Source organism: Paenibacillus lemnae (assembly GCF_012933385.1).
In the GTDB taxonomy this organism is placed as follows: Bacteria; Bacillota; Bacilli; order Paenibacillales; family Paenibacillaceae; genus Paenibacillus_AQ; species Paenibacillus_AQ lemnae.
The window spans coordinates 44,717-69,959 of sequence record NZ_JABBPN010000018.1 but is presented as its reverse complement, the minus strand read 5'-3'; the positions used below and the strand labels follow the sequence as shown (position 1 = coordinate 69,959).

Below are 25,243 nucleotides of genomic sequence, written 5' to 3'. Positions count from 1 at the left end.
CCGCCTATGCCTGTTGTGTTTCTTGGAACCCACCGCGCAGCCAGGACTCAATTACTTCCCGATGGAACAGAATCCGCCCTCGAACTCTTGCGTGAGGGATTTGCCCTTCTCTGGCCATCGTATAGATTGTGGTTTGAGACACGCCGATCAGTTCAGCAGCTTCAGTAACCGTTAATGTGATTTTTTGCATTTAACCACCGCCTTTTCATTTAATTGTTGTGAGTTGTTTAAGTTGCTTCAGAATTTTCCTCAACTCGAATGCAGTTTCTTTAGTTACGATCACCTGCACAGCTTTGAAATAGATTTCCCTTTGATCTTCCACAATACGAACTTCTAAATCTACTAAGTCTCTGCAATTACTCAATGTAACGAAAGCCGTGCGATTTAACATTTGGTTGATTTTATAGGTTGTTACTTGGATCTTTCCCAGTAGATCGCCTATGGTTTTTCTGTTCATAGTTTAGCCTCACCCCCTTTGTTTACATTTGTGTGTTTTCTTTTGTAACCAGATAATATCATTGTGTACACTCATTTGCAACCTTTTTATAAAATAAACTGTATTTTTGTGTACTTTTGTGCTAATAATATTGTAAAAAGGAGTGGTTACAAGTGGAAGCAAAAGAATTCGGATCATACCTACGCGAATTACGCAAAAATGCTAATTTGACCATGAGAAAACTAGATTCATTATCAGGTGTATCGCATTCATATATTTCACAATTAGAACGTGGTGAACGGGGAATTCCTTCGCCTGACATTCTGAAAAAACTAGCCGATCCGCTTAACATTTCATATATGGATTTACTTCATAAAGCCGGGCACTCTCCCGTTGGCGATCAATCAAATAACAGATCGCTAAGAAAAATGCCAGAAGTAATGAATGCTATTTCTTACAAAGGGTTGTTATATACGATCGAATTGATAAAGGAAAAGTTGTTTGTTAATGATGAATTTCCACAAGATTTAGCATCCGATTTCGAAAAAGTTTTAGCATCGCAAGACCTGAAGCTAAGTCCAAGTTTGTTTCTTGATTCTGCCGAAAGTTTTTTCAAAGAGAGGTTAAAGCTTCTCAGAGAGGAGGACTACCTCGAAAAATCACTTAACGACAGACAACGTTGGAAAGCATACTCAACCGCATTAGAATATTTAGAAAATTTAATCACCAACGAGAACGAGGATGATACGTTACTCGACTTGATGGACAATGAACTTTCTACTGTGCTTAAAAGACCTGGATTATCATATAAAGGACGCAAATTATCCAAGGAAGAAAAAAATAGAATACTAAACATGATTGAACTCTTGCTTCCTAATGAACAATCGTTTGATTAATACGTACATTAATACGACCAAAATACGTAGGTGAAAAAGCAGGTTAAACCCTTACGCACCAAGGGTTTCAGGTACTTAATCCGTAAAAACGTTAAATACGTAGGTATAAATTAAAAATTAAAAGGGAGACATTGCGTATGCACATCAATCAATTCCCTCAGGAAACACAGGACTTTATTCATGACCTCATTGCAACTGCGCTGCTTCGAGCGATCAAGAACGGAACGTACAAAATACCTGAGCCTGTCCAAGATCCCGAAACAGTGGACGACGATTCCTTAAGGGTCATTCCGGACAAGCTCAATAATCGAAAGGGGTGAACAGAATGCCGAACATCCAAAAGCGCGGTGATAACTCATGGTTCTTTACTGTGTACACAGGTAAAGGACCTGGAGGGAAGTATGGGAGGAAAACAAAGACCATCACAATCACGGATGAAGCACTGCTGAAGACCATTAAGAAGCTGCAGAACTATTTAGAGGACGAATATTCAAAGTTCCGGCAGGAGGTTTTAGCCGGTGAGTATATCACTCCACAGAAGATGACATTTGATGCCTTCATCGTAGAATGGCGGTCAAAGTATTCAATTAAGCAGCTGGAGCATAAAACTCGAATCGCTTATGAATCTCACCTGAAGAAACGGATCGTACCGACCTTTGGACATATGAAACTTGAAGATATTAAGCCGCTGCACATTGTGGACTTCCTGGAGAGCTTAGGACAAGATGGCGGCAGAGGGGACAATAAGAGCGGCGGCCTTGCTTCTGCTACTATAGAGATCAATCACCGGCTGCTGAAGAACATCTTTTCGCGAGCTGTTGAGTGGAAGATCATCAAGAACAATCCTGTAAAGGATGTGAAGAAGCCCAAGGTAATCAGTAAAGAAATCATCCCCTATGATGAACAAGAAGTCTCTCAGCTCCTCCAGGCGCTTGAGAAAGAGCCTTTTCACTGGCGTATGATGATCACTCTTGCACTGACAACGGGAATGCGGCGCGGTGAGCTCCTGGGCTTAGAGTGGAAGCACATTGACTGGAAGACAGGCGTTCTAGACGTGTCTCAAACGCTTGTACAAGCCCTTAAAGGCGAAATCATTGTGAAGGAACCTAAGACTAGGAATTCAAAGCGGAAAGTCTCTCTCCCAGGCTCAGTGCTGGAGGAGCTGCGCGAATACTACGCCCACAGGATCAAAGAGCGTGATAAGCTAAAGGATGCATGGAACGGTAAGGATCGGGAAGGCCGGGAGTGGAACTTTATTTTCTCTCATGCAGATGGGACACCATTTCACCATGAACGCCCGTATCTGTGGTTCAGACAGTTCATTAAGAAGAATGGAATGCGCTATATTCGCTTTCATGATCTACGCCACACTTCAGCGACGCTGCTTATTAACCAGGGTGTTCATGCTAAGATCATTTCAGAACGACTAGGTCACGGCAATATCACAACTACCATGAACATCTATGGCCATTCCCTCCGATCTGCGGATCAAGCTGCAGCTGATAAATTCGATTCACTGTTTACTTCACGCAAAGAAAAGCAAGAAAAAAAGACACTCGGCTGAATGCTGAAAGTGTCTTTTTTTATGTCGAATTATCACCATTTACTGGTGCTTCATTTGCTTTTTCACATCAATTTCACATCAAATGCTGTTATTAGCTTCTGTTATAATCATTTCACTAAGACTGTAACAGTGTTAAAGCCCTTTATACACAAGGGATTATAGACCTGTATCAATTCCTTGTCAGCAAAGCAACGGTTTCGATATGTGTAGTATGCGGGAACATATCCACCGGTGTCACCTCCACCGTACGATATCCACCATCCTCCAAAATCCTCAAATCCCTTGCCAGCGTGCTCGGATTGCAGCTCACATACACCACTCGCTCCGGCTGCATCTCAAGAATCGTCTCCAGCAACCGTGGATCACAGCCCTTGCGCGGCGGATCAACGACGATGACATCGGCTTCGATGCCCTGCTCTTTCCAGGCTGGAATGACGTCCTCGGACGCACCAACCTCAAACTGCACATGATTCATACCATTCAGTTCAGCATTCCCACGTGCATCCTCAATCGCTTCCTTCACAATTTCTACGCCGTAGACCTTTTTGGCATGCTGAGCCAGAAACAACGAGATCGTACCGATCCCGCAATATGCGTCGATCACGGTCTCGTTCCCGGTCAGACCAGCGTATTCTACCGTTTTTCCATACAAAATCTCCGTCTGTGCCGGATTCACCTGGTAGAACGAACGCGCAGAGATCGCAAACTTCACATCTCCGATGTAATCATGAATGACCTCACGGCCCCACAATACACGAGTCACATCGCCAAAAATAACATTCGTCTTCCGTATATTCACATTCTGACAGATACTCACAACCGCCGGCAGCTCTTCCCGGATCAACGCGATCCACTCATCCAGATGAGGAATCTTATCTCCATTGGTCACGAGGACGATCATCATCTCACCTGTAGCAAAACCGATCTTCACCACCACATGCCGCAACAGTCCTTGACCAGTCTCCTCATCATATGCAGAGATCCCAAGCTTCCGGCCGATGGCCTTCACACGGTTAACCACCTTGTCATTCTCTTCATGCTGAATAAGACAAGTTTCCATATCCACAATCCGGTGACTGCCACGGGCATAGAAACCGCCGACCAGGCCGCCTTCCGTAACACCGATCGGAACCTGAGATTTATTGCGGTAGCGCCAAGGCTCACTCATCCCGAGCGTCGGCCGCACCAGAATGCTGTTTGCCTCATCTGCACCGGCTGCTTGTCCAGCCTGACCAACCTGCTCTGTGTCCAGCTTCCCGCCTTTCACCCGCAGCTTCCCGATCCGCTCCAGGTTGTCCACCACCAACTGACGCTTCCATTCCAATTGAGCGGCATAGTCCATATGCTGCAGCTGGCAGCCGCCGCATTGGTCATAGATCGGACAAGGCGCAGAAATCCGGCTCGGGCTGGTTTCCACCAGCTCCACGAGTTTGGCGTAACCGTACTGTTTCTTGGTCTTGAGTACCTTTACTCGGACCTTTTCCCCCGGCAGTGCTCCCTGCACAAAAAGGGTATAGCCCTCTGCCCGGCCAACCCCTTCTCCGTCATGGTTCATTCCAATAATATCGATCACAGTCTCATCGTTTTTTGCCACCGGCAGATCCAGGATCGCCGCGGAGGGCTTACTATCTTTATAGCTGCGGCGCGAGTGTCCGCTGCGGTTCTTCTTCATGCTTGCTGTTCACTTCTTTCTCGTTCAAACTTGGGTCACTGCTTATATATGATAAGGTATCCACGATACCTTTGACATCTATACTTGAATTACAAAATAAAAATCAGGCCCCAGAGCGCCCCCATGGCTTAACTTGAGAATGCCTCCTTGCCTGAGCCTCCATCTTCGAAGCGACGCCCTCACATCCCTCCCCCACCACAAGCTCACAAGGATGCCCTTAAAAACCAGCAATGTTAGCGGAGGGACTGGAATCGAGCTGGAGAAGCGAAGCGTTCGCCTTTGGTGTTGAACATGTACATCTCAATAATACATTCAGGCATGTTCAACACCAACAGCGATCGGAAGATCGATCCAGGTCACGGAGCCGCCCCCATTGATTGCTGCATAAGAAGTGCATCCTGTACTAACAGCGAAGTGCCAACCGGCACGCAGCCGCCCCAACCCCGTCCCTCACCACTAGCTCACAAGGATGCCCTTAAAAACCAGCAATGTTAGCGGAGGGACTGGAATCGAGCTGGAGAAGCGAAGCGTTCGCCTTTGGTGTTGAACATGTACATCTCAATAATACATTCAGGCATGTTCAACACCAACAGCGATCGGAAGATCGATACCAGGCACGGAGCGCCCACCATTGCTGCCAACACCAGTGCATCCTTACCGAGCCCCCCCACCAAAGTAAAAAGCTCCCCGACGGGAGCCCACTCAAGCAAAAATCCGCAGATGATGCGGCAGGATGCGGAAGGTGCCCGGCAGCACGCCGCCGAATTCGCCGTCCAGATTCAACTGGACCGGACCCGGAGAAGAAACCTCCATGTAGTTGGTCCGGAAGTGAATGACCTTCTTGTCATTCACATGCTCCCCGCGCAGGGCCAGGCTGACGAGGCGGACAAACTCCGCGAGATTGCACTTGCGCAGCGCAATCACGTCGAGCATGCCATCGTCGATGCTGGCGCCGGGGGCCAGGCGTTCGAAGCCGCCGACAGAGTTGCTGTTGGCCATGAGGAACACCATGAACTCATCATGGATTTCCGGCTGGCCGGCCGCGCGGATGATCAGCTCCTGCGGAGCAAGGCTGACCATCTTCTCCAGCCCCTTCAGATAATAGGCCAGCTGCCCGATCATCGTCTTCAGACGGCTGGGCACCTCATAGGTCAGCTCGGTCAGTGTACCGCCGCCTGCTATATTAATGAAATACCGGTCGTTGGCTACGCCGACATCAATGGGACGGGTCACATCGCGGATCACCAGATCGCAGTAGTCCTCCCAATTCTTCGAGATGCCAAGCGCCCGGGCAAAATCATTCGTCGTTCCCAGCGGAAATACGCCCAGTGGCGGCAAATTATCCTTGCCTGCCATGCCGTTCACGATTTCGTTCAAGGTGCCGTCACCTCCGGCGGCGATGATGAGGTCATACCCCCGTTCCACAGCTTCCGCCGCAGAACGGGTCGCATCGCCTTCACCCGTCGTCGCATGACAGGAGGTTTCAATACCGGCACTATCCAGCCGCTGCAGCACATCCGCCAGACGGCGCTTCATTTCCTCCCGCCCGGAGGTCGGATTATAGATTAAACGTGCTTTTCTCATGTACCATACGCCACCTGTATTTATAATTTCAAAGATCCGAGAAGATGTTCCACCTGCTTCAGCATCCAGTCGGGCAGCCGCGGGTGCGGCAGCAGCGTGTCACCGGAGTAGCGGCACAGTAAGCCGTCTAGTCGTTCCGGGATAATCTTCTCGGTAAAATATCCTTTACTTAAAAAAAGCGGAGCCACGATCACCTCGTACCCGCGTTTCTGCCATGCCTTCACCTGCTCCTGGACATTTCCGGGATTCAGCAGCGCACCGTCCGCCCGCAGGCCGCTGACCTGCTCCACCCGCTGAGCCAGAGAAGCCATAATTTTCTCCCAGCGCCGCCAGAACAGCTCATGCGGACTGCCATGGCCTACCATAAGAATGACTTCACGGGAAGGCTCCACGGACAAAGCCTTCACTTTATCCCATACCATCGCAGCAATATCGTTATCATCGTCAAACGGCATTCCGAAATGCACCCGGGACTTCACCTGAAATGGCGCGAGATCGGTCTCCATATCCGGTTCGGCCTTAGCCCCGATCGCATAAGCAATCTCATCCACATGTGTGCTCCCGGAGGAGACGAACAACGGAATAACCAGCATGTCTGTGACACCCTGGTCTTCCAGTGCAGTAATCCCGTCCTGAATCAGCTTGCCATCCACCAGTTCCAGGTAAGAAGATACCACCGGCAGGTGGCTTCGGTCCGCTAAAGAAGAAACCGCTTCTTCCACAAGCGCCACCCAGGAGTCTGATCTGGAGCCGTGGCTGATCACAAGTACGCCTGGTTTTATCATCCTAGCGCCCCAGACGCTCCAACGTCATTTTATACCCGTCATTCCCGTAATTTAAACAGCGCTTCACCCGCGAGATCGTCGCTGTACTGGCTCCGGTTTCTGCTTCAATCTGGTTGTATGTTGAACCCTTCCCGAGCATGCGCGCCACTTCTAGACGCTGGGATAAAGATTGGATTTCATTCACGGTGCAGAGGTCATCAAAGAACACATAACACTCTTCCACACTTTTCAAGGTTAGAACCGCTTCGAACAATTGATCGATGCTTTTATCATTTAATTTTTTTAATTGCACTGGCCTCATCCCCTACCGTTACTTGTTCGTTCCTTCATTGTACCCGAGCGGACCCCGTCTTTTCAAGCGTTACCGATTTCACGCGTTGAAGACTGTCCGTCCGATCCCCGCCAGATCAGGAAAAAGGTGCCAGCTTTTTTTCGATTGAATCTAATAGGCACCCGCCCGTTTGGATCTCTGACCCCTCAAAGCAGGGCAATCGCCCAGTACATTAGCCCGCCTAACTCATACAGTATAGTAAACCAACCAACAAAGGAAAGTGATAAACATGTCAGGACATCACCATTACTATCATCACCGCAGAAACGGATCCTCCCATCGGGCACTGAGTGAGTCACTGCCAGCGTCATCCTATCCCGGGGTTGAGGTTACGCCTTATTCCGATTACCCTGCTGGGGTGGAGACGTCTTCTTTCTACCCTTCTTATGCCGGCTCCACTCAGCCATCCATAGCGCCGATTGACGCGGTTTCCAATCTACCGGCCGTTTCCGCCCCCCAGACTCCGGCAGCATCCAGCGGCGGTTTGGCAGGACTGCTGGGAGGACTCAATCTCAGCAACATTGATGTAAAAGGTATCATTGACCGCATGGGAGGCATCGATGGTCTCATCGCCAATATGGGCAAGGTACAGAAGGTCATGCAGGGCTTTCAGCAGCTTGCGCCTATGATGTCGATCTTCGCCGGAGCCCTCGGTAAAAAGAAATCCTCTTCCTCAAGTCCCGGCCAGGATGAATTTCAATATCCCGCGCGCAGACGCCGCCCCGCCAAGGGCCGCAAAAAATCCGGTACCCGCCGCCCTAACACCGGCACCCGCAAACGCACAAAATCCTAGGCGGAAGCTGCATATGCCAGTCTGTGATCCTATACATCATATTCCCGCAAAAAAGCCTGACCTGGGCAGTTCATTTCCCCGGTCAGGCTAAAGTATGTTGAAGGAGCACCGTCTGTGCTGCACCCCGTTTTTTCTGCAATGACTCTCAGCGTGTCCAATCCCCGCCTCCGGTGGCCCCGCCGGCCGCATTTTCTGCTTGAAGCTCTTTTAGACGGAACCAGTATGACGCTCTCAGTCCGGATCTCAGCAGCATCATAATACTGCCGGTAAGATACAGGACGGTAGGGATATGTTTGGACTGCGGATAGAACATACAGATGCTTCCGGCGATAAAAAAAAGACCGGTCACAATCTCGCTCAGCACCATGCCCGTCTCGTACCGATTGGTGACAGTCAGCCTTCTTTTCCTCCGGGCCGCCGCTGCCAGTCTGCGCTTCATTCGGGTTCGCAGCCGCTCGTTGGAACCCGCTTGCCGGCTGTCCTGAGCAATTTCCTGTTTTGTGTTCATACGCTTAATCCCTCCTACTCATGCTTACCCGTCATGTAAGCTCTGAATCGGATTTTGCAAAGATGCAAGAAACTGCCAAATCTGAAACCATCTACTTAAACCAACCGCGCCGCATAAACCACAGCACCATCCCGCCTCCGAGTGCAAACATGAGCAGCAGCACTGCTCCATACCCGAAACGCCAGTGCAGCTCGGGCATTCTGTCAAAATTCATCCCATAAATTCCTGCAATCAGGGTGAGCGGCATAAAGATGGTCGTAATGACCGTCAGCGTCTTCATAATATTGTTCATCCGATTGGAGTTCAGGGAGATATAGCTGTCCCGCAGATCTGACGTCATCTCCCGGTCCGCCTCAATCATGTCCGTCAGCTTCAGCAGATGATCGTACACGTCGGAGAAATAGGCATGGTGTCCGTGACGCTGGACATGCTGCGAGTTCACGACCCGGTACAGCAGATCACGCATCGGCACGACGGTACGGCGGAGCTTGAGCAGCTTCGCCCGAAGCTGGAACACTTGGCTCATAAGATTCTCCACCGGCTCCTCCGCACTCTGGCTCTCGATCTCTGCCAGCTCATCTTCGATTGCAAACAGGCTCGGGAAATATTGATCCACCAGCTTGTCCATTACAGTATAGGCTGCAAATGTGGATCCGTTCTCGACAGGCAGCGCCTTCTTCGCATGCTCCGTCACGCGTTCCCATGCTTCATCGACTTCCGGCAGGGACTGCATATGAAACGACACCAGCATGTTAGGTGACAGAAAAAAGTCCACCTCCACGGCTCCCAGAGTGACCGGATCCAGCGCATGCAGCACCAGAAACTGCAGCTCCTCATAGTAATCCAGCTTTGGACGCTGCAAAATATGCAGGCAATCCTCGACCGCCAGCGGGTGAAAATGAAAATAGGTGCTCAGCAGCGCAGACTCTTGCGCATCCGGCGCATTAAAATCCACCCATACCCAGGCATATTCCTCCAGCTGCAGCTCCTCCAGCGGCACTCCGATCACCGCCTGGTCGTCTTTCGTCACCGCCAATGTGCGAATCATCCGCGTCCCTCCTGTCTACTCAGCATCAGCAGCCTAAACAAAAAGCCAATCTACCGATTGGCTCTCCAGCTATTTCTTTTATATTATATCTATAATGTTAAAATAAAATTTTGAAAATTAAGCCCGACAGTACCGCTGTAATCGGAATGGTAATAAACCAGGTGATCACAATTCGGCCTGCGAGGGACCATTTCACCGCCGAGAAACGTTTTGCGGAACCGACACCCAGGATTGCCGAGGTAATCGCATGTGTTGTACTGATCGGCAGGTGGAGCAGGGTTGCTCCAAAGATGACGGTTGCTCCCGTAAAGTCAGCAGCAAAACCGTTGATCGGCTCGATTTTGAAAATTTTCGTCCCCATTGTCTTGATGATCTTCCAGCCCCCGACCGAGGTACCAAGTGCCATCGCTGTCGCAGCCGACACCTTTACCCACAAGGGGACCTCCATCTCATTCAGCCGACCCGAAGACACAAGTGCAAAGGTTATAATCCCCATCGCTTTCTGTGCATCATTCGTACCGTGCGTGAATGACTGCAGCGCAGCCGTGAAAATCTGCATGGTCCGGAAGCCCTTGTTCACGTTATGCGGACTGCGCTTGGCAAAGATCACCTTCAGCAGCTGCATAATGAGATAACCGCCGACAAAAGCAATCAACGGTGATAACACCAAGGCCAAAATAATATCCCGGAAACCGCCGTAGTTGAGCGCGTCGCTGCCTGCCCCTACAAACACACCGCCGGCGAGCGCGCCGATCAAGGCATGAGAAGAGGAAGACGGAATGCCGAACCACCAGGTGACGAGGTTCCAGATAATCGCCGAGATCAATGTCGCTATGACGATCTGTATCCCGTTATCCAGCTTGGACGGATCTGCGATACTGCCGCCGATGGTCTTCGCAACACCGGTGAACATCATCGCACCCACAAAGTTCATAGATGCTGCCAGTATAATCGCGGTCCGCGGCTTGAGCGCCCGGGTCGATACCGAGGTCGCTATGGCATTCGCCGTATCGTGAAATCCGTTAATAAAATCGAATGACAAGGCCAAAAATACGACGAGGCCCAGTACAAGCGTGGTTGTTTCCATAGTTTACAGGACTCCCTTACGAATTACGCATAATAATAGATTCTAGCTTGTTTGCCACGTCTTCGCAGTTGTCCGTAGTGGTCTCGAGACGTTCGTAAATTTCTTTGCGCTTGATCAGTTCAATCGGATCCGTTACGTTTGCGAACAGTTCCTTGACACAGATGCGAAGCAGCTCGTCACCCTGGTTCTCCAGGTCATTCAGACGAATCGTATATTCCCGGATCGCCAGAAGCTTTTTCTGGGACAGCAGGTGAATCGCCTTTTGAATCTCGTAAGAGGACTGGCGCAAAATTTCAGCAAATTGAATCATGTATTCGTCCGGCTGACCCAGATTGTACATATAGAAGCGGGAGGCCGTAGCCTCCAGTCCGTCGATCACATCATCCAGCGTCGTTGCCAGATCCATAATATCGTCGCGTTCAATCGGCGTAATAAACGTCTTGTTGAGCTCGGTGATAATGGTATGGGTATAGGTATCGCATTGGGACTCATACTTTTTCATTTGATCGGCAAATCCCGGAACATCCTTCAGGTCTGTGACATGCTGTGAAAAATAATCAGCAGCTTGTACAACGGTGTCGGCCATGTTCTCCAGGTTTTGAAAAAATATATCCTTTTTCTTCGCTCTCATATTCTAGCCCCTTTACGGATAATTGCTTTTTATGTCGAAAAAACAGAAAACAACCTTGAATATCTTATCACATCTATATAACCATGTGTACATAAAAGTATCACTCTGACACATCCATTTTTACATATGCCGACTTAGCGGAATTAAGGATTGCTGATCGTAATATGACTCTCGAACGGCGGAGAATTAGGGACGACATTAAAATAGGTAGTTCCGGGATAAAATGGCACCTCTTTCCCGTCCTTCACAAATCGGATCACATCGCCGGATTTGTGGATCCACTCGCCTCGGATCACCTGACCGCGCTGAAACAGCATGGCTTCCCCGCCCCGCTGCAAATCAATCGACAGGCGGCCTACATCGTCCAGCACCCGGTGATCCGCCCCCAGCACTACCACATTCGCAGCTTCCAGCACGGAACGATCATTCAGATCGATATGCGGCTGGTTGTTAATGGATCTTTTGTACGTTTGGCTTGAATCATCGTAGGTGTAGCCCACAGAATAGCTTTTGAGCAAAAAGTGGATGTCAACGCGGGTGGCTGGCTCGATATCGATATCGATGAGCTCTGCATCCCGGTCGGCCTTATTATCTTCCACAAAGGTGAATGCCGGTATGTCTATTTCCTGCGGATAATTATGCTTCGCGACAGCTTGTCGCAGATTTTCTTCACTTGTATAGAGGTTATGCGGTGCTTTGCGATCCCTGGACCGCCAGAAATACGACCCTGCGCTGCCGATTTCGTCGAGATCCTGCTTCGATTGATTCTTGATGATGGAGTAGGCTTCCGGACTGCCGCCTGCATGAACCAGAACACCGCCAAAGCTCTCCCCGATATTGATCAGATATGGTCGAATGCTCCGTACCGGACCGATAGTCTCGATTCCTGTCTGGCTCTGATAGATGGCGATCAGACGTGTAATGCCCCCTTCAGCAAGTACTTCATAGACAATATCCGCCTTACTGAGACCGGATTGCGGCCTTGCAGCCGGCGCGTTGTTGATCATGACGGCGAGCGGCCGTCTCTTTGAGGCCTCTTCCACCGCCAGTCCGGTCAGCGGGGCCGCTTCAGCTGCGGTAACTTCCTTCTCCTCCTCAGGCGGTGCTTCCACCGGCTCTTCCACCGCAGGCGGCGGTGCCGGGACTGGCTCCGTCACTGCTGGCGCTTCAGCTGCTTTATCTCCGCTGCATGCACTCAGCAGCATAGCCGCTGCCAAAGACAGCAGCGCTGACCGCAGAGCGGCCTTTTTACGATTCATCATGGTCAATTCCCCCTGTATGACGGACCACTCCCATATGGCCGTATATGTTCACTTTTCTTCATTCATCCGACGTCCGACTATTATTTACATTTAATCACAAAAACTCGGGTTTGTCCCTGAATCATGTTCAACATTTCGCCATAAATTTGTGATTTTAATCACACATTAAGTGAATTATTTCACGTATAATAAAGACATGAAAGAGATGATCATCTTCCAACTAAAACAACAAAACATTAAAGGAGTGGTTTTTATGTTTAACCAATGGCTGAGAGAGAATAAAATTGCAATGTGGCTGCTGACCGTTATCCGGATCTATGTCGGGTATCAATGGCTGACCGCAGGCTGGCACAAAATGACGGGCGGCTTTGATGCTCAGGGATTCCTTCAGGGCGCGATCGGTAAAGCGGCTGGCGATCATCCGGCGGTACAGGGCTGGTGGGCGGCATTTCTCGAAGGTGCGGCACTGCCGGGTGTGAAGTTCTTCAACGTCTTGATCCCGTACGGTGAGTTCCTAGTCGGTCTTGGACTCATCCTCGGTACCTTCACCACCTTCGCTGCACTGATGGGTCTGGTCATGAATGCCGCCTTCCTCTTATCGGGTACCGTGAGCACCAATGTTCAGCTGCTTCTGATGGAAGTCCTCATCATCGTCGCTGCGGCTAATGCCGGCAAGATCGGCTTTGACCGCTTCCTGCTCCCTTACCTCCGCGGCCTGTTCCGCAGAGACGGCGGACAGCATACCCCTCGGGGCGGCGGCATCCCGTTCTTCAAGAAGCGGGCTGTGTAATGAAATAAGGTTCATATAAAAAAGACATGTCGGTGTCAGGGAGATCATCCCGGCACCGATATGTCTTTTCTCTCGTTTACCGCTGTCTATATACTCCAGTGCTGCCAGTCACGCTGGACCTGTTCCAGTTCTTTCAGCCATTCCCGGGTCCGGTTCAGCAGCTGTGCACGCGGTTCTCCTGCTGAATAGGTGTGATCCGCTTGAAAAATGATTTCTTTATCACAGCGCCCCTCCGGACGGGTCCAAAACACCTTTTGATACAAGAACGCATAATCGACCGGTATGACTTCATCCGAGGTTCCATGAACGACCAGCACATCACCGCTGAACTTTGGAGCTTCCTGAAACGGCTGTCCTGCCGCCAGGGATTCGAAGAATGCCGGGGTAAAGTCATAGCCCAGGTAATCTGCTGCGCCGCTTTTTACGGATTCGTCGTATACCTTTCGACCTGTAATTTTGACAATATCACTAAACGGATACCCGACGGCTGACCAAAGCACCAAGTTCTTCACCCGGCGGTCGCGCACTCCGGTTTGGAGGGCTACGGCTCCTCCAAGACTGTGTCCGATCAAGGTCACACGAGAGGGATCTACATCGGTAATGCTCATGCCATAGTCCAGAACGGCCCGCGTCTGGGCGATCATGGATTCCAGTCCTTCCGCACCGTAGTTTCCTGTGCTTTCCCCGCAGCCGATATAGTCGAAACGAATGACCATGTACCCGTCTCCTGCCAGCTCTCTCGCTGTCTTTACAAACAATCGGTCAACACCGATACGGCTGCCGACGAAGCCATGGCAAATGACAGCCAGCGGCACCCGCCGGCAGCCCTCACGAGCTTCCTTTTCTTGTGCCGGATAATGTATACTGGCTGTTAACTCCTGCTGCCCATGACGAATCGTGATCTGCCGTTCCATGTCCATTCCTCCCATTGACTCTCCTATATATGGATAATTCCGATAAGTTTAATATGAATTAATTAAAAATATCTTAGCATCCTCTATAAAAGTTGTCAACGCGAAGGCTTCAGGATGTCTGAACGCACGCGCAGCACGCCTTTATTCGTAGCTTCGGCGGAACATGCTGTGTGTCTCTACGCGTCCGCTCCAGTTGTTCATCCATTCCTCATCGCCGGATTCATGGTCCCACATGCTCGCCGCTGCTGTCGTCGTATCTGCTGGATCGCTCATCATTTCGGACTGGGCATCTGTGCGTTTTGCTTCCTTCCCATCTGCTCCCTTGAGCTGACGTTCCGGGTTTTGTACGTTGAACTCATCATCAAACATGTCTCATCGTTCCTTTCCATATTGGCCTTTAGGGTTCTTACTAGTGTGAAAAAGGCCGATGAAATTTATGCGTGCTGCGGCTATTATTCACAAATTGCTCTCAATGCCTTGCATTACAATATAGATGAGTTTATACTAACTTGTATTACAAGACATTGGTTAAGCAATATACTAGGGGTCCAGGCGATCAGCTGTTGGATGAAGGAGGAAGTCATCTTTTACTATGACCACACAAAGCCAGATGCTGAAGGGAATACTGGAAGGCTGTATTTTATCCCTGATGAAAGACCGAGAGGTTTACGGTTACGAGCTCAGCACACTGCTTGCGGCTAGCGGACTGACCTTTGTCAGTGAAGGCAGCATCTATCCGCTCCTGCTGCGTATGCAGAAAGATCAGCTCATCTCGGGAACGATGCGGTCTGATGGCGGAACAGGCGGCCCGCCGCGCAAATATTATACGCTGACAGACAAAGGCAGAGCTGCGCTGGCCCAGTTTCATGAGCATTGGGAGACACTTAGAAGCAGTGTTGATCACATTTTATCTTCACAGGGAGGAACCACATCATGAATGTTAAAAAAATGATTGCCGAGAACAACCGGCTGCAGGCGCAAATGACCCCTGACAACCTGAACTATTACGAGGATATGGTCGTCTACATACGTTTTAGCAAAATCGATGAGACGCAAGGCGAGGAGCTCCTGCTGGAAATGGCACAGCATATTCTCGAGGCACAGGAGCAGGGCAGAACCGCTGAAGACGTATTTGGCACGGATCCCAAGGCTTATTGTGCGGATCTGGTAGAAAACCTTCCCAAACCGGATACAATGAGCACCCTGAAGCTCAGCCTGATGATTCCGTGGGTTGCCCTGACCTGGTTTTTTCTGCCGCAGGCTCTGGCTGGACTGCTGGCCATCTGGTTTGGCGGCGATGTGGAAAAAATGTCTCAGGTCCGCTTGTCTACCCTCCTGCTGATTGCCGGCGGCTCTTTTGTTCTCATTCATCTGGTCATGAGCTGGATGAAAAGAACTACCTTTACCAAAGATAAGAACAAGCGCAGTCTAAACTTTGGCAGCATGGCAGTATATCTTATTGTTTTGGCAGCCATCGTAGGCGGAGGCATCCTGCTCAGTCCTATGCTGCCCGTGCTGAGCGTATCGCCATGGGTAAGCCTGGCGCTGTTCGCAATCGGCTTGGCCGGCACGAAGCTGTTCTTTATGCGTGCCTGAAATGACGAAAACCCTGCTTCTGTTTCGAAGAGAATCGGCACAAGTGCCGCCCTCATACGAGAAGCAGGGTTTTGTTATGGCTTTAGATCAGCAGGTTAAACAGATTCATATTTTTGTTCAGCTCGGTATATTCCAGCCCCTTGCGGTTCATGCGCTCGATCAACGGTGCGTAATCCTCCGGATGCAGCAGCTCGATGCCCACCAGCGCCGGGCCTTCTTCTTTGTTATGCTTCTTCGTATATTCAAACCGGGCAATGTCATCGTCCGGACCGAGCACATCCTCAAGGAATTCACGCAGTGCACCCGCCCGCTGCGGGAAGTTAATCATAAAGTAATGCTTCAGGCCTTCGTAGATCAGTGAGCGCTCCTTGATCTCCTGCATCCGGTCAATATCATTGTTGCCGCCGCTGATGATGCAAACGACATTTTTGCCCCGGATTTGCTCGCCATACAGGTCGAGGGCTGCCACAGGCAGCGCACCCGCAGGCTCCGCCACGATTGCATTTTCGTTATAGAGACTCAGGATCGTCGTACATGCTTTACCTTCCGGAACCATGACGATGTCATCTAAATGCTGGCTGCAAATATCGTAAGTCAGATGACCGACACGTTTGACGGCTGCTCCGTCCACGAACTTATCGATTTCGTCCAGGGTCACGACGCCCCCTTGGTCCTTGGCCTCACTCATAGATGCCGCACCCAGCGGCTCGACACCGATCAGCTTGGTCAGCGGGCTGACGGTTTTGACGTAGGTTGCAACCCCTGCCGCCAAACCTCCGCCGCCAATGGTCACAAACATATAATCGGCCGGCACATCCAGCTCCTCCATGATCTCCATGCCGATCGTTCCGTTGCCTGCCACAATCCGCGCTTCATCAAAAGGATGGATAAAGGACATGCCCTGCTCATGACACACCTTGATCGCTTCGTCATAAGCGTCATCGAACGTATCTCCGATCAGTATCACTTCTACACTGCTCCCGCCAAAACGTTTGACCTGCTTCACTTTTTGCTTGGGGGTGGTGCTGGGCATGTAGATTTTCCCACGGATATTCAGAGCATTACATGAAAAAGCGACTCCCTGTGCATGATTGCCTGCACTCGCGCACACAATGCCCGCTGCACGCTCCTCTTCGGTCAAGCTCCGGATCATGTTATAGGCCCCGCGAATTTTAAAAGAACGGACGACCTGCAGATCCTCCCGCTTTAAATATACATTACAGCCATATCGGGCCGACAGCACAGCATCCCGCTGCAGCGGTGTCCGCACAATTACTTCCCGCAGCATATGATGCGCTCGTACGATGTCTTCCATGCCGATCGTTTTAGGTTCTGTATGTGTTTCTTCCATTGATTCCACTCCACTCTCACGATTGTCACTCTGGATTTTTTTATGATCCGAGCCTTCATGTTCTGTCTGTTTTCTATTGTAGCACTTTTGAGCCGGCTTTCGGACCCTTTCATTCACCCATTTTAAATCCCATTTCTTACTGTATGCACTTCCGAAAGACGAGCCGATGCATTACGGTGAAATTTATGGCCTTTGGACAGCTTCCATGGGCGCTAAAGGTATCATCTCCTGTTACCAGGCGTATCTGAACCACGCGGGAGACAAAGACCTGAAGCATTTGCTGCGGAATATGCTGGAGCAGGCGCACGCTTCTCCGACCCCGAGATCGCTGCCAAACTCGCCATCGATAACGCCGCAGGCCATACTGCCTGCAGTATGGCTATGGGCCAATCCATCCGCGAAGATATCGGCGCATTGTTCGCGAAGTACCATGTCACTAAAACCCGTTTTGGCCTCCATATCCTCCGCATGAACAAGGAAAAAGGCTGGCTTATTCCGCCCCCTTTACAAATCAAGACACCGGATTAGAGAACCAGGGGCTGTATGTATAAGACCACATACATTTCCACGGCGCGAGCGGGATTTGGGCCCTATGTATGTGGAAAACCACATACATTTCCACGCACGAGCGGGGTTTGGGCCCTATGTATGTGGAAAACCACATACATTCCACGGCGCGAGCGGGGTTTAGGCCCTATTTATGTGGAAAACCACATACATTTCCACACGTGAGCGGGGTTTGGGCCCTATGTATGTGGAAAACCACATACATTTCAGTGCGTGAGCGGGGTTTGGGCCCTATTTGCTGCTGCAAAAAAGAGCCCGTCCGAGATGTCTCATCCCCGGACGGGCTTTCGTTCATTATTTTAGTATCTGGTTTTTAACCCACACCGACGCCGCGCCTAATTCAGCGCGGCTAAGCTGGTGGCCGCCGGCTTCCCAGTGCAGCTTAACGTCTGCACCCGCCTCTGTCAGCAGCGACTCCAGCTCTTCGCTCTCCTCCGGCGTGCAGAGCGGATCGCGCTTGCCTGCGGAGATAAACACCGGCACACCGGACAAGTCCGGAAGCTCTATACCGCGCCGCGGCACCATCGGATGATGCAGCACCGCTCCACGCAGAGCATCGGCGTAGTGAAACAGCAGGCTCGCAGCGATGTTAGCGCCGTTGGAATACCCTACAGCCACTACGCGGCTGCGGTCAAACCCATACTGCTCTGCCGCCTGATCCAGGAAAGCCTTCAGATCCTCTGTACGCTGGATCAGATCCTCCTCATCAAAGACACCTTCCGATAGTCTCCGGAAAAAGCGCGGCATCCCATTTTCCAATACATTCCCCCGCACGCCCAGCACCCCTGACTCCGGAGAGAACATTTCCGCCAGCGGCAGCAAGTCCTCCTCATTCCCGCCGGTACCGTGAAGCATCAGCAGCGTTGGAGCCTCTGTCGAACGGCCTTTGCGATACACATGACGATGCTCCATCTCATTCCGCTCCTTTCAATACCCGTACTTCAACAGGTGTCAGATTCCGTTCCAATTCCTCGCGATGCGGTTCAAACCATGACGGGAGCATGATTTTCTCACCCAGATGTTCTGCCGGCTCATCATTGGCAAAGCCCGGCGGATCTGTCGCAATCTCGAACAATATGCCCCCTGGTTCCCGGAAATACACGGCATTAAAGTACTGCCGGTCCACGACCGGTGTTGGCTGAAGCCGGCCGGCTTCGGCCTCCTGACGAAACTGCTCCTGCTGCTCATTATCGGCTGCACGCCAGGCAATATGATGGACTGTGCCCGCGCCACCGCGGCCCCATTCCAAATCCTTGGTGTTCATATCGATGATCTGGCCAATATCTCCGCTTGCCTGGTAACGGACCCAGCCGCCTTCTTCGTTCACGCGCTCCAGCCCGAGCAGTCCGTTCAAGATCTCACCCGTACGGTCCGGCTTCATACTGAACAGCACCGCACCGCCAAAGCCTTTAATCGCCTTATCCGCCGGCACGCCCCCGAACGACCACCTGCTCTCCGTGCCTTCTTCACGTTCCGTAATTTCCAGCAGCAGTCCTGAGTTATCATGAAAACGGATATATTGCTCGCCAAAACGCTGCACTACGTCGAAGGAGATCGCAAATCCGGTCAGCCGCTCTTTCCAGAAATCCAGGCTGCCTGGCGGCACCGCGAACACGCTAATGCCTACCTGACCGCCGCCGACACTTCCCCGCCGTGCATCTTGATGCGGAAAGAAAGTCATGATCGTTCCCGGACTTCCTGCTTCATTTCCAAAATAAAAATGATACACATCCGGCGCATCAAAATTGATCGTCTTCTTCACAAGCCGCAGCCCCAGCACACCTGCGTAAAAATCTACATTACCCTGCGGATCCTGAACAAAAGAAGTAATATGGTGAATCCCTGTGGTTCTTGGCATATCATTCTCCTCCTGACTTTTGCGTTTACCGCTTATTCTTCCCTGAATTTATCTTAATATTAAGATATTTATGAGTTAATAATATCATGAATTTCTGAAAATGCAACAGATCAGAAAATATAAAGAGACCTGTCCATCACTGGCAGGCCTCTCCTAGTTCTATATCTCTGAAGTTATACCGTACGTGTTCCCCCGTAACGTAATTTATTATATCAGAGGAATCATGCAGTGTCAGTATATAAATTGGAACTATTCACAAAAACTTTCCTTTCTCTTTAGGCGAATTCACATACAGTTGACATCCAGATCTGCAAATTCCCCCATCTTATGATCTATAATCATACATTTTTGAGAATATTATAAGTTTTATTATAAAATTTTGATTGTTTTTGTTGACAAATGAAGGCGCTTTCTCATAAAATATTCTTGCAACTGGAAATAACTAGATTAATTTGAGGGCCATGCTTCAGCGCCTTATAGGTGATTGGACAACCCCGGTATCTCTTCTTGAGACGCCGGGGTTTTTGTGGTCTTCATAGCAAGGAGGATGATAGCCCCAGCCTGCAGGACAGAACAAGTCGTGAGATCCGCATCTTGGCCCTACATAAGAAAACCACATATTTAAGGAGGCATTTTACGATGATGAAAAAATGGTCCCGTATTTCCGCCGCAATAGCACTCGCCCTCTCCCTTTCCGCCGGCTTGTTCACACCAGCCCATGCAGCACCGGATACCTCCGTCTCCAACAAGCAGAACTTCAGCACAGACGTCATTTACCAAATCTTCACGGATCGCTTCTCCGATGGAAATGCCGCAAACAACCCGACCGGATCGGCATTTGATGGCACCTGCACCAATCTTAGGCTGTACTGTGGCGGCGACTGGCAGGGGATTATTAACAAAATCAACGATGGGTACCTGACCGGCATGGGCATTACCGCCATCTGGATCTCTCAGCCTGTAGAGAATATTTATAGTGTCATTAACTATTCCGGCGTGAACAACACGGCGTATCACGGATACTGGGCAAGGGATTTCAAGAAAACCAATCCAGCCTACGGTACCCTCACCGATTTTCAGAATCTGATTTCAGCTGCACATGCCAAGAATATCAAAGTTGTCATTGATTTTGCACCAAACCACACCTCTCCTGCTTCCTCTGATGCCCCATCCTTTGCAGAGAACGGCAAGCTGTATAATAACGGCACCCTGCTCGGCGGCTACACGAACGATACGCAAAACCTGTTCCATCATAACGGAGGCACCGACTTCTCCTCCACGGAAAATGGCATTTATAAAAACCTCTATGATCTCGCGGACCTGAACCATAACAACAGCACTGTAGACAAGTATTTGAAAGACGCCGTGAAAATGTGGCTCGACCTCGGCATCGACGGCATCCGGGTGGACGCTGTTAAGCATATGCCGTTCGGCTGGCAGAAGAGCTTCATGGCCACGATTAACAACTACAAGCCAGTCTTCACTTTCGGGGAATGGTTTCTGGGTGCAAATGAAGTAAGCGCGGAAAATCATAAATTCGCAAACGAAATCGGCATGAGCCTCCTGGATTTCCGCTTTGCTCAGAAGACCCGCCAGGTATTCCGTGACGGCACAGATAATATGTACGGCCTGAATGCTATGCTGAACGGTACCGCAGTGGATTACGCTCAAGTTGATGACCAGGTTACCTTCATCGATAACCATGATATGGAACGATTCCACACCGGCATCAACCGCAAACTGGAGCAAGCACTTGCCTTTACGCTGACCTCCCGCGGCGTACCAGCCATCTATTATGGAACCGAGCAGTATATGGCTGGCGGAAACGATCCTGCTAACCGTGCTCGCATCTCTTCGTTCTCCACATCGACCACTGCTTATAACGTAGTTAAAAAATTAGCTCCATTGCGTAAATCCAATCCGGCCATCGCATATGGTTCAACACAGGAGCGCTGGATCAATAATGATGTCATCATCTATGAACGTAAGTTCGGATCAAGCACAGCTGTTGTTGCCATTAACCGCAACCTGAGCACTTCGGCTTCCATCAGCGGTTTGAATACGTCCCTGCCTGCTGGAACTTACACCGATGTTCTCGGCGGCACACTGGGCGGCAGCTCGATCACTGCTGGCAGTAACGGTGCTGTGAACACCTTTACCCTTGGTGCAGGCGCTGTAGCAGTATGGGAGAAAACGAATGCTCAAACTACACCAGTCATTGGCCATGTAGGCCCAATGATGGCGAAAGCCGGAACAACCGTTACAATCGATGGACGCGGCTTCGGTACGACCAAAGGCACTGTATATTTCGGAACGACAGCAGTTACAGGAACGAACATTACAGCTTGGGAAGACAGCCAGATTAAAGTAAATATCCCTGCCGTTACCCCAGGCAAGTACAATGTCAAGGTAGCCAATGCGGGCGGAACGCAAAGCAATATTTACGATAATTTTGAAGTTCTTACAGGAGAGCAGGTCACCGTACGCTTTATCGTGAATGGTGCCACGACCTCCCTCGGCCAAAATGTATACCTGGCTGGCAGTGTCAGCGAACTGGGCAATTGGGATCCTGCCAAGGCCATCGGTCCAATGTACAACCAGGTTATCACGCAGTATCCAACCTGGTACTATGATGTCAGTGTTCCAGCCGGAGCAACCATTAACTACAAATTCCTGAAAAAGAGCGGTTCCACAACCACGTGGGAAGGCGGCAGCAACCGTACCTTCACAGCTCCAGCCTCCGGAACAGCTACAGTTAATGTGAACTGGCAGCCGTAAGCATTAAACAAAACAACTTAATTTGATCCACAAAATAAGAAGACCCTCTCACAGATCTTCACTCTTGTGAGAGGGTCAATTGTATTTAAGCAGCTGGAATTTCCGTCGGTAAAATTAAAATTTTCCATTCTCCCTGATTCTTGACGATTGGCATTGTAATTTTAAACTCTCCATTTGTCTTATTCTCTACAGCCAAATCGACAAAATATCTGTCTTCATATTCCTCAGCAAGCCTCTTGTTAACGGCATTGCTCATAAAGCTCGAGTCACCTTGATCAATGGAATCGATTTCAATGCTGTAAATTACATCTTCTTTAACTGCTGTTTGATATCCAGCTCGTTGGCTTCCTATATCTTGATACCTCGTATCGATAACAAGACCAATAGCAGTGTCAACATCTCCTTTCTCAATCGCATCGAAGTATTTCTCAAAAATCTCTTTAACCTCTTTTTCATCTGGTGGCGAAGCTTGACTTGTTGTGTTGAAATAAAAAAAGGATGAAGCAACAATAACTACAGCGATAATGAACAAAAAACCAAATCTTTTATCCATGCGAATCATCTCCCTTTTTGTACCATGTAATAATATGGATACTAACATAGTTATAGTAAAAAAAACAGGTTTTTTATAATTTCAACTTTAATATTTATATTTGGTTGAATTCCCTATGTCCGAAAACGCACCAGTGACTCTTCCAGCTGTTTTGACAGTTTTTCCAGCGTGCCGGACAATGACACGAGTCTCTCGCTTACCCGATGCTGCTCGGCGGACATGGAAGCAACCTCCTCCGTGGCGGCATTCGTTTCTTGCACAATGGATGCACCGGATGTGATGGAATCCGTCAACAGCTTCTGAGAGTCCAGAAGTCCCTGTATCGATGTCGTGGAATCCTGTATTTCTGAAAGAAATCCGTCCATCTGCTGCCGCACATTTCCGAACACCTCTTGAGCCTCCTGGACGGAATGCAGCTGCTCATCAAACATCGGAGAGGAATTTTTCAGAGCATCCACCGCATGCTGAACCTCCTGATGTATCTCCATTGTAATGGCAGCTACCGTTCCAATAGATTGCTTGGAACGCACGGCCAGCTCCCGGATCTCATCAGCCACAACCATAAATCCTTTTCCTGCCGCGCCCGCTCTGGCTGCTTCAATCGTCGCATTCATCGACAGGATATTGGTTTGTTTCGTGATCTCGTTCATGAGTTCCAATATTTTATGAATAGAAGACGTTTTTTCCTTGAGCTGCTCGGCATCATGAACGATTTTACGGTTCACACGATTAATCTGTTCCGTTTTCTCTACCAATCGGGTCATATGCCCGCTGCCCACACCGGCAACCTCAAGCACATCATCTGCGGCTCCCTGCATAATGGTATTGGACTCTGTCACCCTGCTCATTTGAGTTCCGATATGATCAGCCAGATGATTCTCTTGCTCTGCCTGAACCGCCAAGCTTCCGGCACCCTGCGAAATCTGTTCCATCGCAGCAGCGATTTCCCCGGCAGACTGGGAGGTACTCCGGGACACTTCAGCAAGCTCTCCCGCTGTTAGCAGCACCTGTTGAGCAGACAACCGGGTCTGATCCGCGAGGTTTGATATCTGCTCCATCATGCGGTTAAAGCTTTTCCCCAGCCTGCCGATTTCGTCCTGCCGATGAAAGCTTGTCCTTACCTGCAGATTGCCCTGCTCTCCTTCTTCCATTAACAGACAAATGTCGTTCAGCGGTTTGCCGATATCCCTCATCATATACAAGCCAATCAGCACGGCGATGAGAATAGCAGCTCCAACAACAATCAGTGTTACCATCCACAGCTTGTCCGTTGCCTGCAAAAAGTCCCCGGAAGGCGCATATCCGGCCAGAAGCCAAGGTGCGGTCTTCATCTGCTGATACACGACCATTTGATCCTGCTCGGTATAAAATGTTCCCTGATCTCCGCTATTTGCAGGCACAACGATTTCAGAAGTCTGCATCAGGTTATTCACATCCGGATCGTAAACAATCCGGTTTTCCGCTGTCAGTACCCGAAGCTTGCCGTTCTGACCAATTTGGACATTACCCAGCATGTCACCAATAGCGCGTTCCTTCACATCCATGACTAATACATAGGTCGCCTGTGGGAAATTCAGGTTCTTCAGCAAACGTCCCATACTGATTGTCGCCTTTGTTTCATTTCCCATGAAACCTTTGGCCTCGGATGGGAACCAGACGGTCTGCCCATTGGCCTTCACAACCTGATCTATTTTTGTCTTAATCGCTTCCGATGACGTGGTACCTGATGCTCCAACCGAGCTGTACGAGTTCGAGGTTCCGAGATTCAGGGCTACAAGACGCACACCCTGCAGCTTATTATCCATATTGACAATGCCATTCAACCGTTCGCGGATTCGCGTCTCAGAAGCTGTCTTCTCCACGATGCCTACACCAGGATTACTGACCGTAACGAGATCCTCACGAAGTAACGTATCTACCGCCAGCTGCTTCGACAACCCTTCATATTGTGCGAACAAGAAGTCAATCTTGTCCCCAGCCTGAGCGACCTGTCCCAACGTAGCCTCCGATACCTGCTCCAGTACCGTGTCTCTGGAAACAGAATAGGAAATCCACCCCAATACTGAAGACAACAATACAATGGCTGCAAAAAAAACCACAAACAGCTTCATTCCAACCGACTTAAATTGTAAGCGCTTCATATCCACGTTATGTACCCCCAGTTTTCTTCTGTTAGAACAAAGAGACACAGCATGATTCAGCCTGTGTCTCTTGATGTCATTTCTCTTGGTAGAATTAT

At 49.9% G+C, this 25,243-nt stretch carries 26 protein-coding genes and 1 pseudogene; 9 read left to right on the top strand and 18 right to left on the bottom strand.

Annotated features, from left to right (window positions below):
• Nucleotides 1-4 precede the first annotated feature (4 nt).
• Together HII30_RS16940 and HII30_RS16935 are read right to left on the bottom strand one after the other, a co-directional pair.
• Nucleotides 5-190: a helix-turn-helix domain-containing protein gene (locus HII30_RS16940; protein ID WP_169506238.1), complete on the bottom strand. Its 186-nt coding sequence runs from the start codon at nucleotides 188-190 to the stop codon at nucleotides 5-7.
• Nucleotides 191-205: 15 nt separating this feature from the next.
• Nucleotides 206-457: a hypothetical protein gene (locus HII30_RS16935; RefSeq protein ID WP_169506237.1), complete on the bottom strand. Its 252-nt coding sequence runs from the start codon at nucleotides 455-457 to the stop codon at nucleotides 206-208.
• A 152-nt stretch (nucleotides 458-609) separates the two neighbouring features.
• Here HII30_RS16935 and HII30_RS16930 point away from each other — a divergent pair, with 152 nt between their 5' ends.
• From HII30_RS16930 to HII30_RS16920, 3 genes are all read left to right on the top strand, one after another.
• A complete protein-coding gene (locus HII30_RS16930) occupies nucleotides 610-1,332 on the top strand; it encodes a helix-turn-helix domain-containing protein (RefSeq protein ID WP_169506236.1) in 723 nt (240 codons plus the stop codon).
• Nucleotides 1,333-1,469: 137 nt separating this feature from the next.
• Entirely contained in the window at nucleotides 1,470-1,652 is a 183-nt protein-coding gene (locus HII30_RS16925; protein ID WP_169506235.1) for a hypothetical protein, read from the top strand.
• A gap of 5 nt (nucleotides 1,653-1,657) precedes the next feature.
• Nucleotides 1,658-2,896 (top strand): site-specific integrase, encoded by a 1,239-nt coding sequence (locus tag HII30_RS16920; RefSeq protein ID WP_169506234.1) that lies wholly within the window; start codon nucleotides 1,658-1,660, stop codon nucleotides 2,894-2,896.
• A 169-nt stretch (nucleotides 2,897-3,065) separates the two neighbouring features.
• Here the strand turns inward: HII30_RS16920 and rlmD are convergent, their stop codons facing one another.
• The 4 genes from rlmD to HII30_RS16900 all read right to left on the bottom strand — a co-directional run bounded on the left by rlmD (nucleotide 3,066) and on the right by HII30_RS16900 (nucleotide 7,229).
• Nucleotides 3,066-4,568 (bottom strand): 23S rRNA (uracil(1939)-C(5))-methyltransferase RlmD, encoded by a 1,503-nt coding sequence (gene rlmD, locus HII30_RS16915; protein ID WP_169506233.1) that lies wholly within the window; start codon nucleotides 4,566-4,568, stop codon nucleotides 3,066-3,068.
• Between the two features lie 702 nt (nucleotides 4,569-5,270).
• Nucleotides 5,271-6,152, bottom strand: a complete 882-nt coding sequence (locus HII30_RS16910) for a diacylglycerol kinase (protein WP_169506232.1) — start codon at nucleotides 6,150-6,152, stop codon at nucleotides 5,271-5,273.
• Between the two features lie 20 nt (nucleotides 6,153-6,172).
• Nucleotides 6,173-6,937 carry a sirohydrochlorin chelatase gene (locus tag HII30_RS16905; protein ID WP_169506231.1) on the bottom strand — a complete coding sequence of 255 codons (765 nt, stop codon included), beginning with the start codon at nucleotides 6,935-6,937 and terminating at the stop codon, nucleotides 6,173-6,175.
• Nucleotide 6,938: 1 nt separating this feature from the next.
• Nucleotides 6,939-7,229, bottom strand: a complete 291-nt coding sequence (locus HII30_RS16900) for a YerC/YecD family TrpR-related protein (protein ID WP_169506230.1) — start codon at nucleotides 7,227-7,229, stop codon at nucleotides 6,939-6,941.
• A gap of 268 nt (nucleotides 7,230-7,497) precedes the next feature.
• On the opposite strand from HII30_RS16900, the gene HII30_RS16895 reads away from it, so the two are divergent.
• Nucleotides 7,498-8,061 carry a hypothetical protein gene (locus HII30_RS16895; protein WP_169506229.1) on the top strand — a complete coding sequence of 188 codons (564 nt, stop codon included), beginning with the start codon at nucleotides 7,498-7,500 and terminating at the stop codon, nucleotides 8,059-8,061.
• 145 nt (nucleotides 8,062-8,206) lie between these two features.
• On the opposite strand, the gene HII30_RS16890 is transcribed toward HII30_RS16895, so the two are convergent.
• The 5 genes from HII30_RS16890 to HII30_RS16870 all read right to left on the bottom strand — a co-directional run bounded on the left by HII30_RS16890 (nucleotide 8,207) and on the right by HII30_RS16870 (nucleotide 12,597).
• Complete coding sequence (locus HII30_RS16890; RefSeq protein ID WP_169506228.1) at nucleotides 8,207-8,569, bottom strand: YrhK family protein; 363 nt, start codon at nucleotides 8,567-8,569, stop codon at nucleotides 8,207-8,209.
• A gap of 91 nt (nucleotides 8,570-8,660) precedes the next feature.
• Nucleotides 8,661-9,617 (bottom strand): magnesium/cobalt transporter CorA, encoded by a 957-nt coding sequence (gene corA / locus HII30_RS16885; protein ID WP_169506227.1) that lies wholly within the window; start codon nucleotides 9,615-9,617, stop codon nucleotides 8,661-8,663.
• Nucleotides 9,618-9,714: 97 nt separating this feature from the next.
• The gene (locus HII30_RS16880; RefSeq protein WP_169506226.1) at nucleotides 9,715-10,704 is read right to left on the bottom strand and encodes an inorganic phosphate transporter; all 990 of its coding nucleotides are present in this window, start codon (nucleotides 10,702-10,704) and stop codon (nucleotides 9,715-9,717) included.
• Nucleotides 10,705-10,720: 16 nt separating this feature from the next.
• Nucleotides 10,721-11,335 (bottom strand): DUF47 domain-containing protein, encoded by a 615-nt coding sequence (locus HII30_RS16875; RefSeq protein WP_169506225.1) that lies wholly within the window; start codon nucleotides 11,333-11,335, stop codon nucleotides 10,721-10,723.
• Nucleotides 11,336-11,478: 143 nt separating this feature from the next.
• Nucleotides 11,479-12,597 carry a DUF3048 domain-containing protein gene (locus HII30_RS16870; protein ID WP_343045122.1) on the bottom strand — a complete coding sequence of 373 codons (1,119 nt, stop codon included), beginning with the start codon at nucleotides 12,595-12,597 and terminating at the stop codon, nucleotides 11,479-11,481.
• A gap of 253 nt (nucleotides 12,598-12,850) precedes the next feature.
• On the opposite strand from HII30_RS16870, the gene HII30_RS16865 reads away from it, so the two are divergent.
• A complete protein-coding gene (locus HII30_RS16865; RefSeq protein ID WP_169506224.1) occupies nucleotides 12,851-13,387 on the top strand; it encodes a DoxX family protein in 537 nt (178 codons plus the stop codon).
• Between the two features lie 86 nt (nucleotides 13,388-13,473).
• Here the strand turns inward: HII30_RS16865 and HII30_RS16860 are convergent, their stop codons facing one another.
• Nucleotides 13,474-14,301, bottom strand: a complete 828-nt coding sequence (locus HII30_RS16860) for an alpha/beta hydrolase (RefSeq protein ID WP_169506223.1) — start codon at nucleotides 14,299-14,301, stop codon at nucleotides 13,474-13,476.
• A 141-nt stretch (nucleotides 14,302-14,442) separates the two neighbouring features.
• Nucleotides 14,443-14,670 carry a hypothetical protein gene (locus HII30_RS16855; protein WP_169506222.1) on the bottom strand — a complete coding sequence of 76 codons (228 nt, stop codon included), beginning with the start codon at nucleotides 14,668-14,670 and terminating at the stop codon, nucleotides 14,443-14,445.
• 223 nt (nucleotides 14,671-14,893) lie between these two features.
• Here HII30_RS16855 and HII30_RS16850 point away from each other — a divergent pair, with 223 nt between their 5' ends.
• Together HII30_RS16850 and HII30_RS16845 are read left to right on the top strand one after the other, a co-directional pair.
• A complete protein-coding gene (locus HII30_RS16850; RefSeq protein ID WP_169506221.1) occupies nucleotides 14,894-15,238 on the top strand; it encodes a PadR family transcriptional regulator in 345 nt (114 codons plus the stop codon).
• Nucleotides 15,235-15,897, top strand: a complete 663-nt coding sequence (locus HII30_RS16845; protein WP_169506220.1) for a DUF1129 family protein — start codon at nucleotides 15,235-15,237, stop codon at nucleotides 15,895-15,897. The genes HII30_RS16850 and HII30_RS16845 overlap by 4 nt, the downstream gene beginning before the upstream one ends.
• Nucleotides 15,898-15,979: 82 nt before the next feature.
• Here HII30_RS16845 and ilvA read toward each other — a convergent pair whose 3' ends face one another.
• Nucleotides 15,980-17,248 carry a threonine ammonia-lyase IlvA gene (ilvA, locus tag HII30_RS16840; RefSeq protein ID WP_169506219.1) on the bottom strand — a complete coding sequence of 423 codons (1,269 nt, stop codon included), beginning with the start codon at nucleotides 17,246-17,248 and terminating at the stop codon, nucleotides 15,980-15,982.
• Nucleotides 17,249-17,414: 166 nt separating this feature from the next.
• On the opposite strand from ilvA, the pseudogene HII30_RS16835 reads away from it, so the two are divergent.
• Nucleotides 17,415-17,776, top strand: a pseudogene (locus HII30_RS16835) (DUF3231 family protein).
• A gap of 333 nt (nucleotides 17,777-18,109) precedes the next feature.
• Here HII30_RS16835 and HII30_RS16830 read toward each other — a convergent pair.
• Together HII30_RS16830 and HII30_RS16825 are read right to left on the bottom strand one after the other, a co-directional pair.
• The gene (locus HII30_RS16830; RefSeq protein WP_169506218.1) at nucleotides 18,110-18,727 is read right to left on the bottom strand and encodes an alpha/beta hydrolase; all 618 of its coding nucleotides are present in this window, start codon (nucleotides 18,725-18,727) and stop codon (nucleotides 18,110-18,112) included.
• Between the two features lies 1 nt (nucleotide 18,728).
• Entirely contained in the window at nucleotides 18,729-19,673 is a 945-nt protein-coding gene (locus tag HII30_RS16825; RefSeq protein ID WP_169506217.1) for a ring-cleaving dioxygenase, read from the bottom strand.
• 642 nt (nucleotides 19,674-20,315) lie between these two features.
• On the opposite strand from HII30_RS16825, the gene HII30_RS16820 reads away from it, so the two are divergent.
• Nucleotides 20,316-22,451 (top strand): alpha-amylase family glycosyl hydrolase, encoded by a 2,136-nt coding sequence (locus tag HII30_RS16820; protein ID WP_169506259.1) that lies wholly within the window; start codon nucleotides 20,316-20,318, stop codon nucleotides 22,449-22,451.
• Between the two features lie 85 nt (nucleotides 22,452-22,536).
• Here the strand turns inward: HII30_RS16820 and HII30_RS16815 are convergent, their stop codons facing one another.
• A complete protein-coding gene (locus HII30_RS16815) occupies nucleotides 22,537-23,004 on the bottom strand; it encodes a hypothetical protein (RefSeq protein ID WP_169506216.1) in 468 nt (155 codons plus the stop codon).
• A 113-nt stretch (nucleotides 23,005-23,117) separates the two neighbouring features.
• Nucleotides 23,118-25,145 carry a methyl-accepting chemotaxis protein gene (locus HII30_RS16810; protein ID WP_211184647.1) on the bottom strand — a complete coding sequence of 676 codons (2,028 nt, stop codon included), beginning with the start codon at nucleotides 25,143-25,145 and terminating at the stop codon, nucleotides 23,118-23,120.
• Between the last annotated feature and the right edge of the window lie 98 nt (nucleotides 25,146-25,243).

What these genes read in the sequence shown, in the direction of transcription:
- HII30_RS16940 (WP_169506238.1), bottom strand. Translation starts at nt 190, where the DNA reads ATGCAAAAAATCACATTAACGGTTACTGAAGCTGCTGAACTGATCGGC.
- HII30_RS16935 (WP_169506237.1), bottom strand. Translation starts at nt 457, where the DNA reads ATGAACAGAAAAACCATAGGCGATCTACTGGGAAAGATCCAAGTAACA.
- HII30_RS16925 (WP_169506235.1), top strand. Translation starts at nt 1,470, where the DNA reads ATGCACATCAATCAATTCCCTCAGGAAACACAGGACTTTATTCATGAC.
- HII30_RS16920 (WP_169506234.1), top strand. Translation starts at nt 1,658, where the DNA reads ATGCCGAACATCCAAAAGCGCGGTGATAACTCATGGTTCTTTACTGTG.
- rlmD (WP_169506233.1), bottom strand. Translation starts at nt 4,568, where the DNA reads ATGAAGAAGAACCGCAGCGGACACTCGCGCCGCAGCTATAAAGATAGT.
- HII30_RS16910 (WP_169506232.1), bottom strand. Translation starts at nt 6,152, where the DNA reads ATGAGAAAAGCACGTTTAATCTATAATCCGACCTCCGGGCGGGAGGAA.
- HII30_RS16905 (WP_169506231.1), bottom strand. Translation starts at nt 6,937, where the DNA reads ATGATAAAACCAGGCGTACTTGTGATCAGCCACGGCTCCAGATCAGAC.
- HII30_RS16895 (WP_169506229.1), top strand. Translation starts at nt 7,498, where the DNA reads ATGTCAGGACATCACCATTACTATCATCACCGCAGAAACGGATCCTCC.
- HII30_RS16890 (WP_169506228.1), bottom strand. Translation starts at nt 8,569, where the DNA reads ATGAACACAAAACAGGAAATTGCTCAGGACAGCCGGCAAGCGGGTTCC.
- corA (WP_169506227.1), bottom strand. Translation starts at nt 9,617, where the DNA reads ATGATTCGCACATTGGCGGTGACGAAAGACGACCAGGCGGTGATCGGA.
- HII30_RS16880 (WP_169506226.1), bottom strand. Translation starts at nt 10,704, where the DNA reads ATGGAAACAACCACGCTTGTACTGGGCCTCGTCGTATTTTTGGCCTTG.
- HII30_RS16875 (WP_169506225.1), bottom strand. Translation starts at nt 11,335, where the DNA reads ATGAGAGCGAAGAAAAAGGATATATTTTTTCAAAACCTGGAGAACATG.
- HII30_RS16870 (WP_343045122.1), bottom strand. Translation starts at nt 12,597, where the DNA reads ATGATGAATCGTAAAAAGGCCGCTCTGCGGTCAGCGCTGCTGTCTTTG.
- HII30_RS16865 (WP_169506224.1), top strand. Translation starts at nt 12,851, where the DNA reads ATGTTTAACCAATGGCTGAGAGAGAATAAAATTGCAATGTGGCTGCTG.
- HII30_RS16860 (WP_169506223.1), bottom strand. Translation starts at nt 14,301, where the DNA reads ATGGAACGGCAGATCACGATTCGTCATGGGCAGCAGGAGTTAACAGCC.
- HII30_RS16855 (WP_169506222.1), bottom strand. Translation starts at nt 14,670, where the DNA reads ATGTTTGATGATGAGTTCAACGTACAAAACCCGGAACGTCAGCTCAAG.
- HII30_RS16850 (WP_169506221.1), top strand. Translation starts at nt 14,894, where the DNA reads ATGACCACACAAAGCCAGATGCTGAAGGGAATACTGGAAGGCTGTATT.
- HII30_RS16845 (WP_169506220.1), top strand. Translation starts at nt 15,235, where the DNA reads ATGAATGTTAAAAAAATGATTGCCGAGAACAACCGGCTGCAGGCGCAA.
- ilvA (WP_169506219.1), bottom strand. Translation starts at nt 17,248, where the DNA reads ATGGAAGAAACACATACAGAACCTAAAACGATCGGCATGGAAGACATC.
- HII30_RS16830 (WP_169506218.1), bottom strand. Translation starts at nt 18,727, where the DNA reads ATGGAGCATCGTCATGTGTATCGCAAAGGCCGTTCGACAGAGGCTCCA.
- HII30_RS16825 (WP_169506217.1), bottom strand. Translation starts at nt 19,673, where the DNA reads ATGCCAAGAACCACAGGGATTCACCATATTACTTCTTTTGTTCAGGAT.
- HII30_RS16820 (WP_169506259.1), top strand. Translation starts at nt 20,316, where the DNA reads ATGAAAAAATGGTCCCGTATTTCCGCCGCAATAGCACTCGCCCTCTCC.
- HII30_RS16815 (WP_169506216.1), bottom strand. Translation starts at nt 23,004, where the DNA reads ATGGATAAAAGATTTGGTTTTTTGTTCATTATCGCTGTAGTTATTGTT.
- HII30_RS16810 (WP_211184647.1), bottom strand. Translation starts at nt 25,145, where the DNA reads ATGAAGCGCTTACAATTTAAGTCGGTTGGAATGAAGCTGTTTGTGGTT.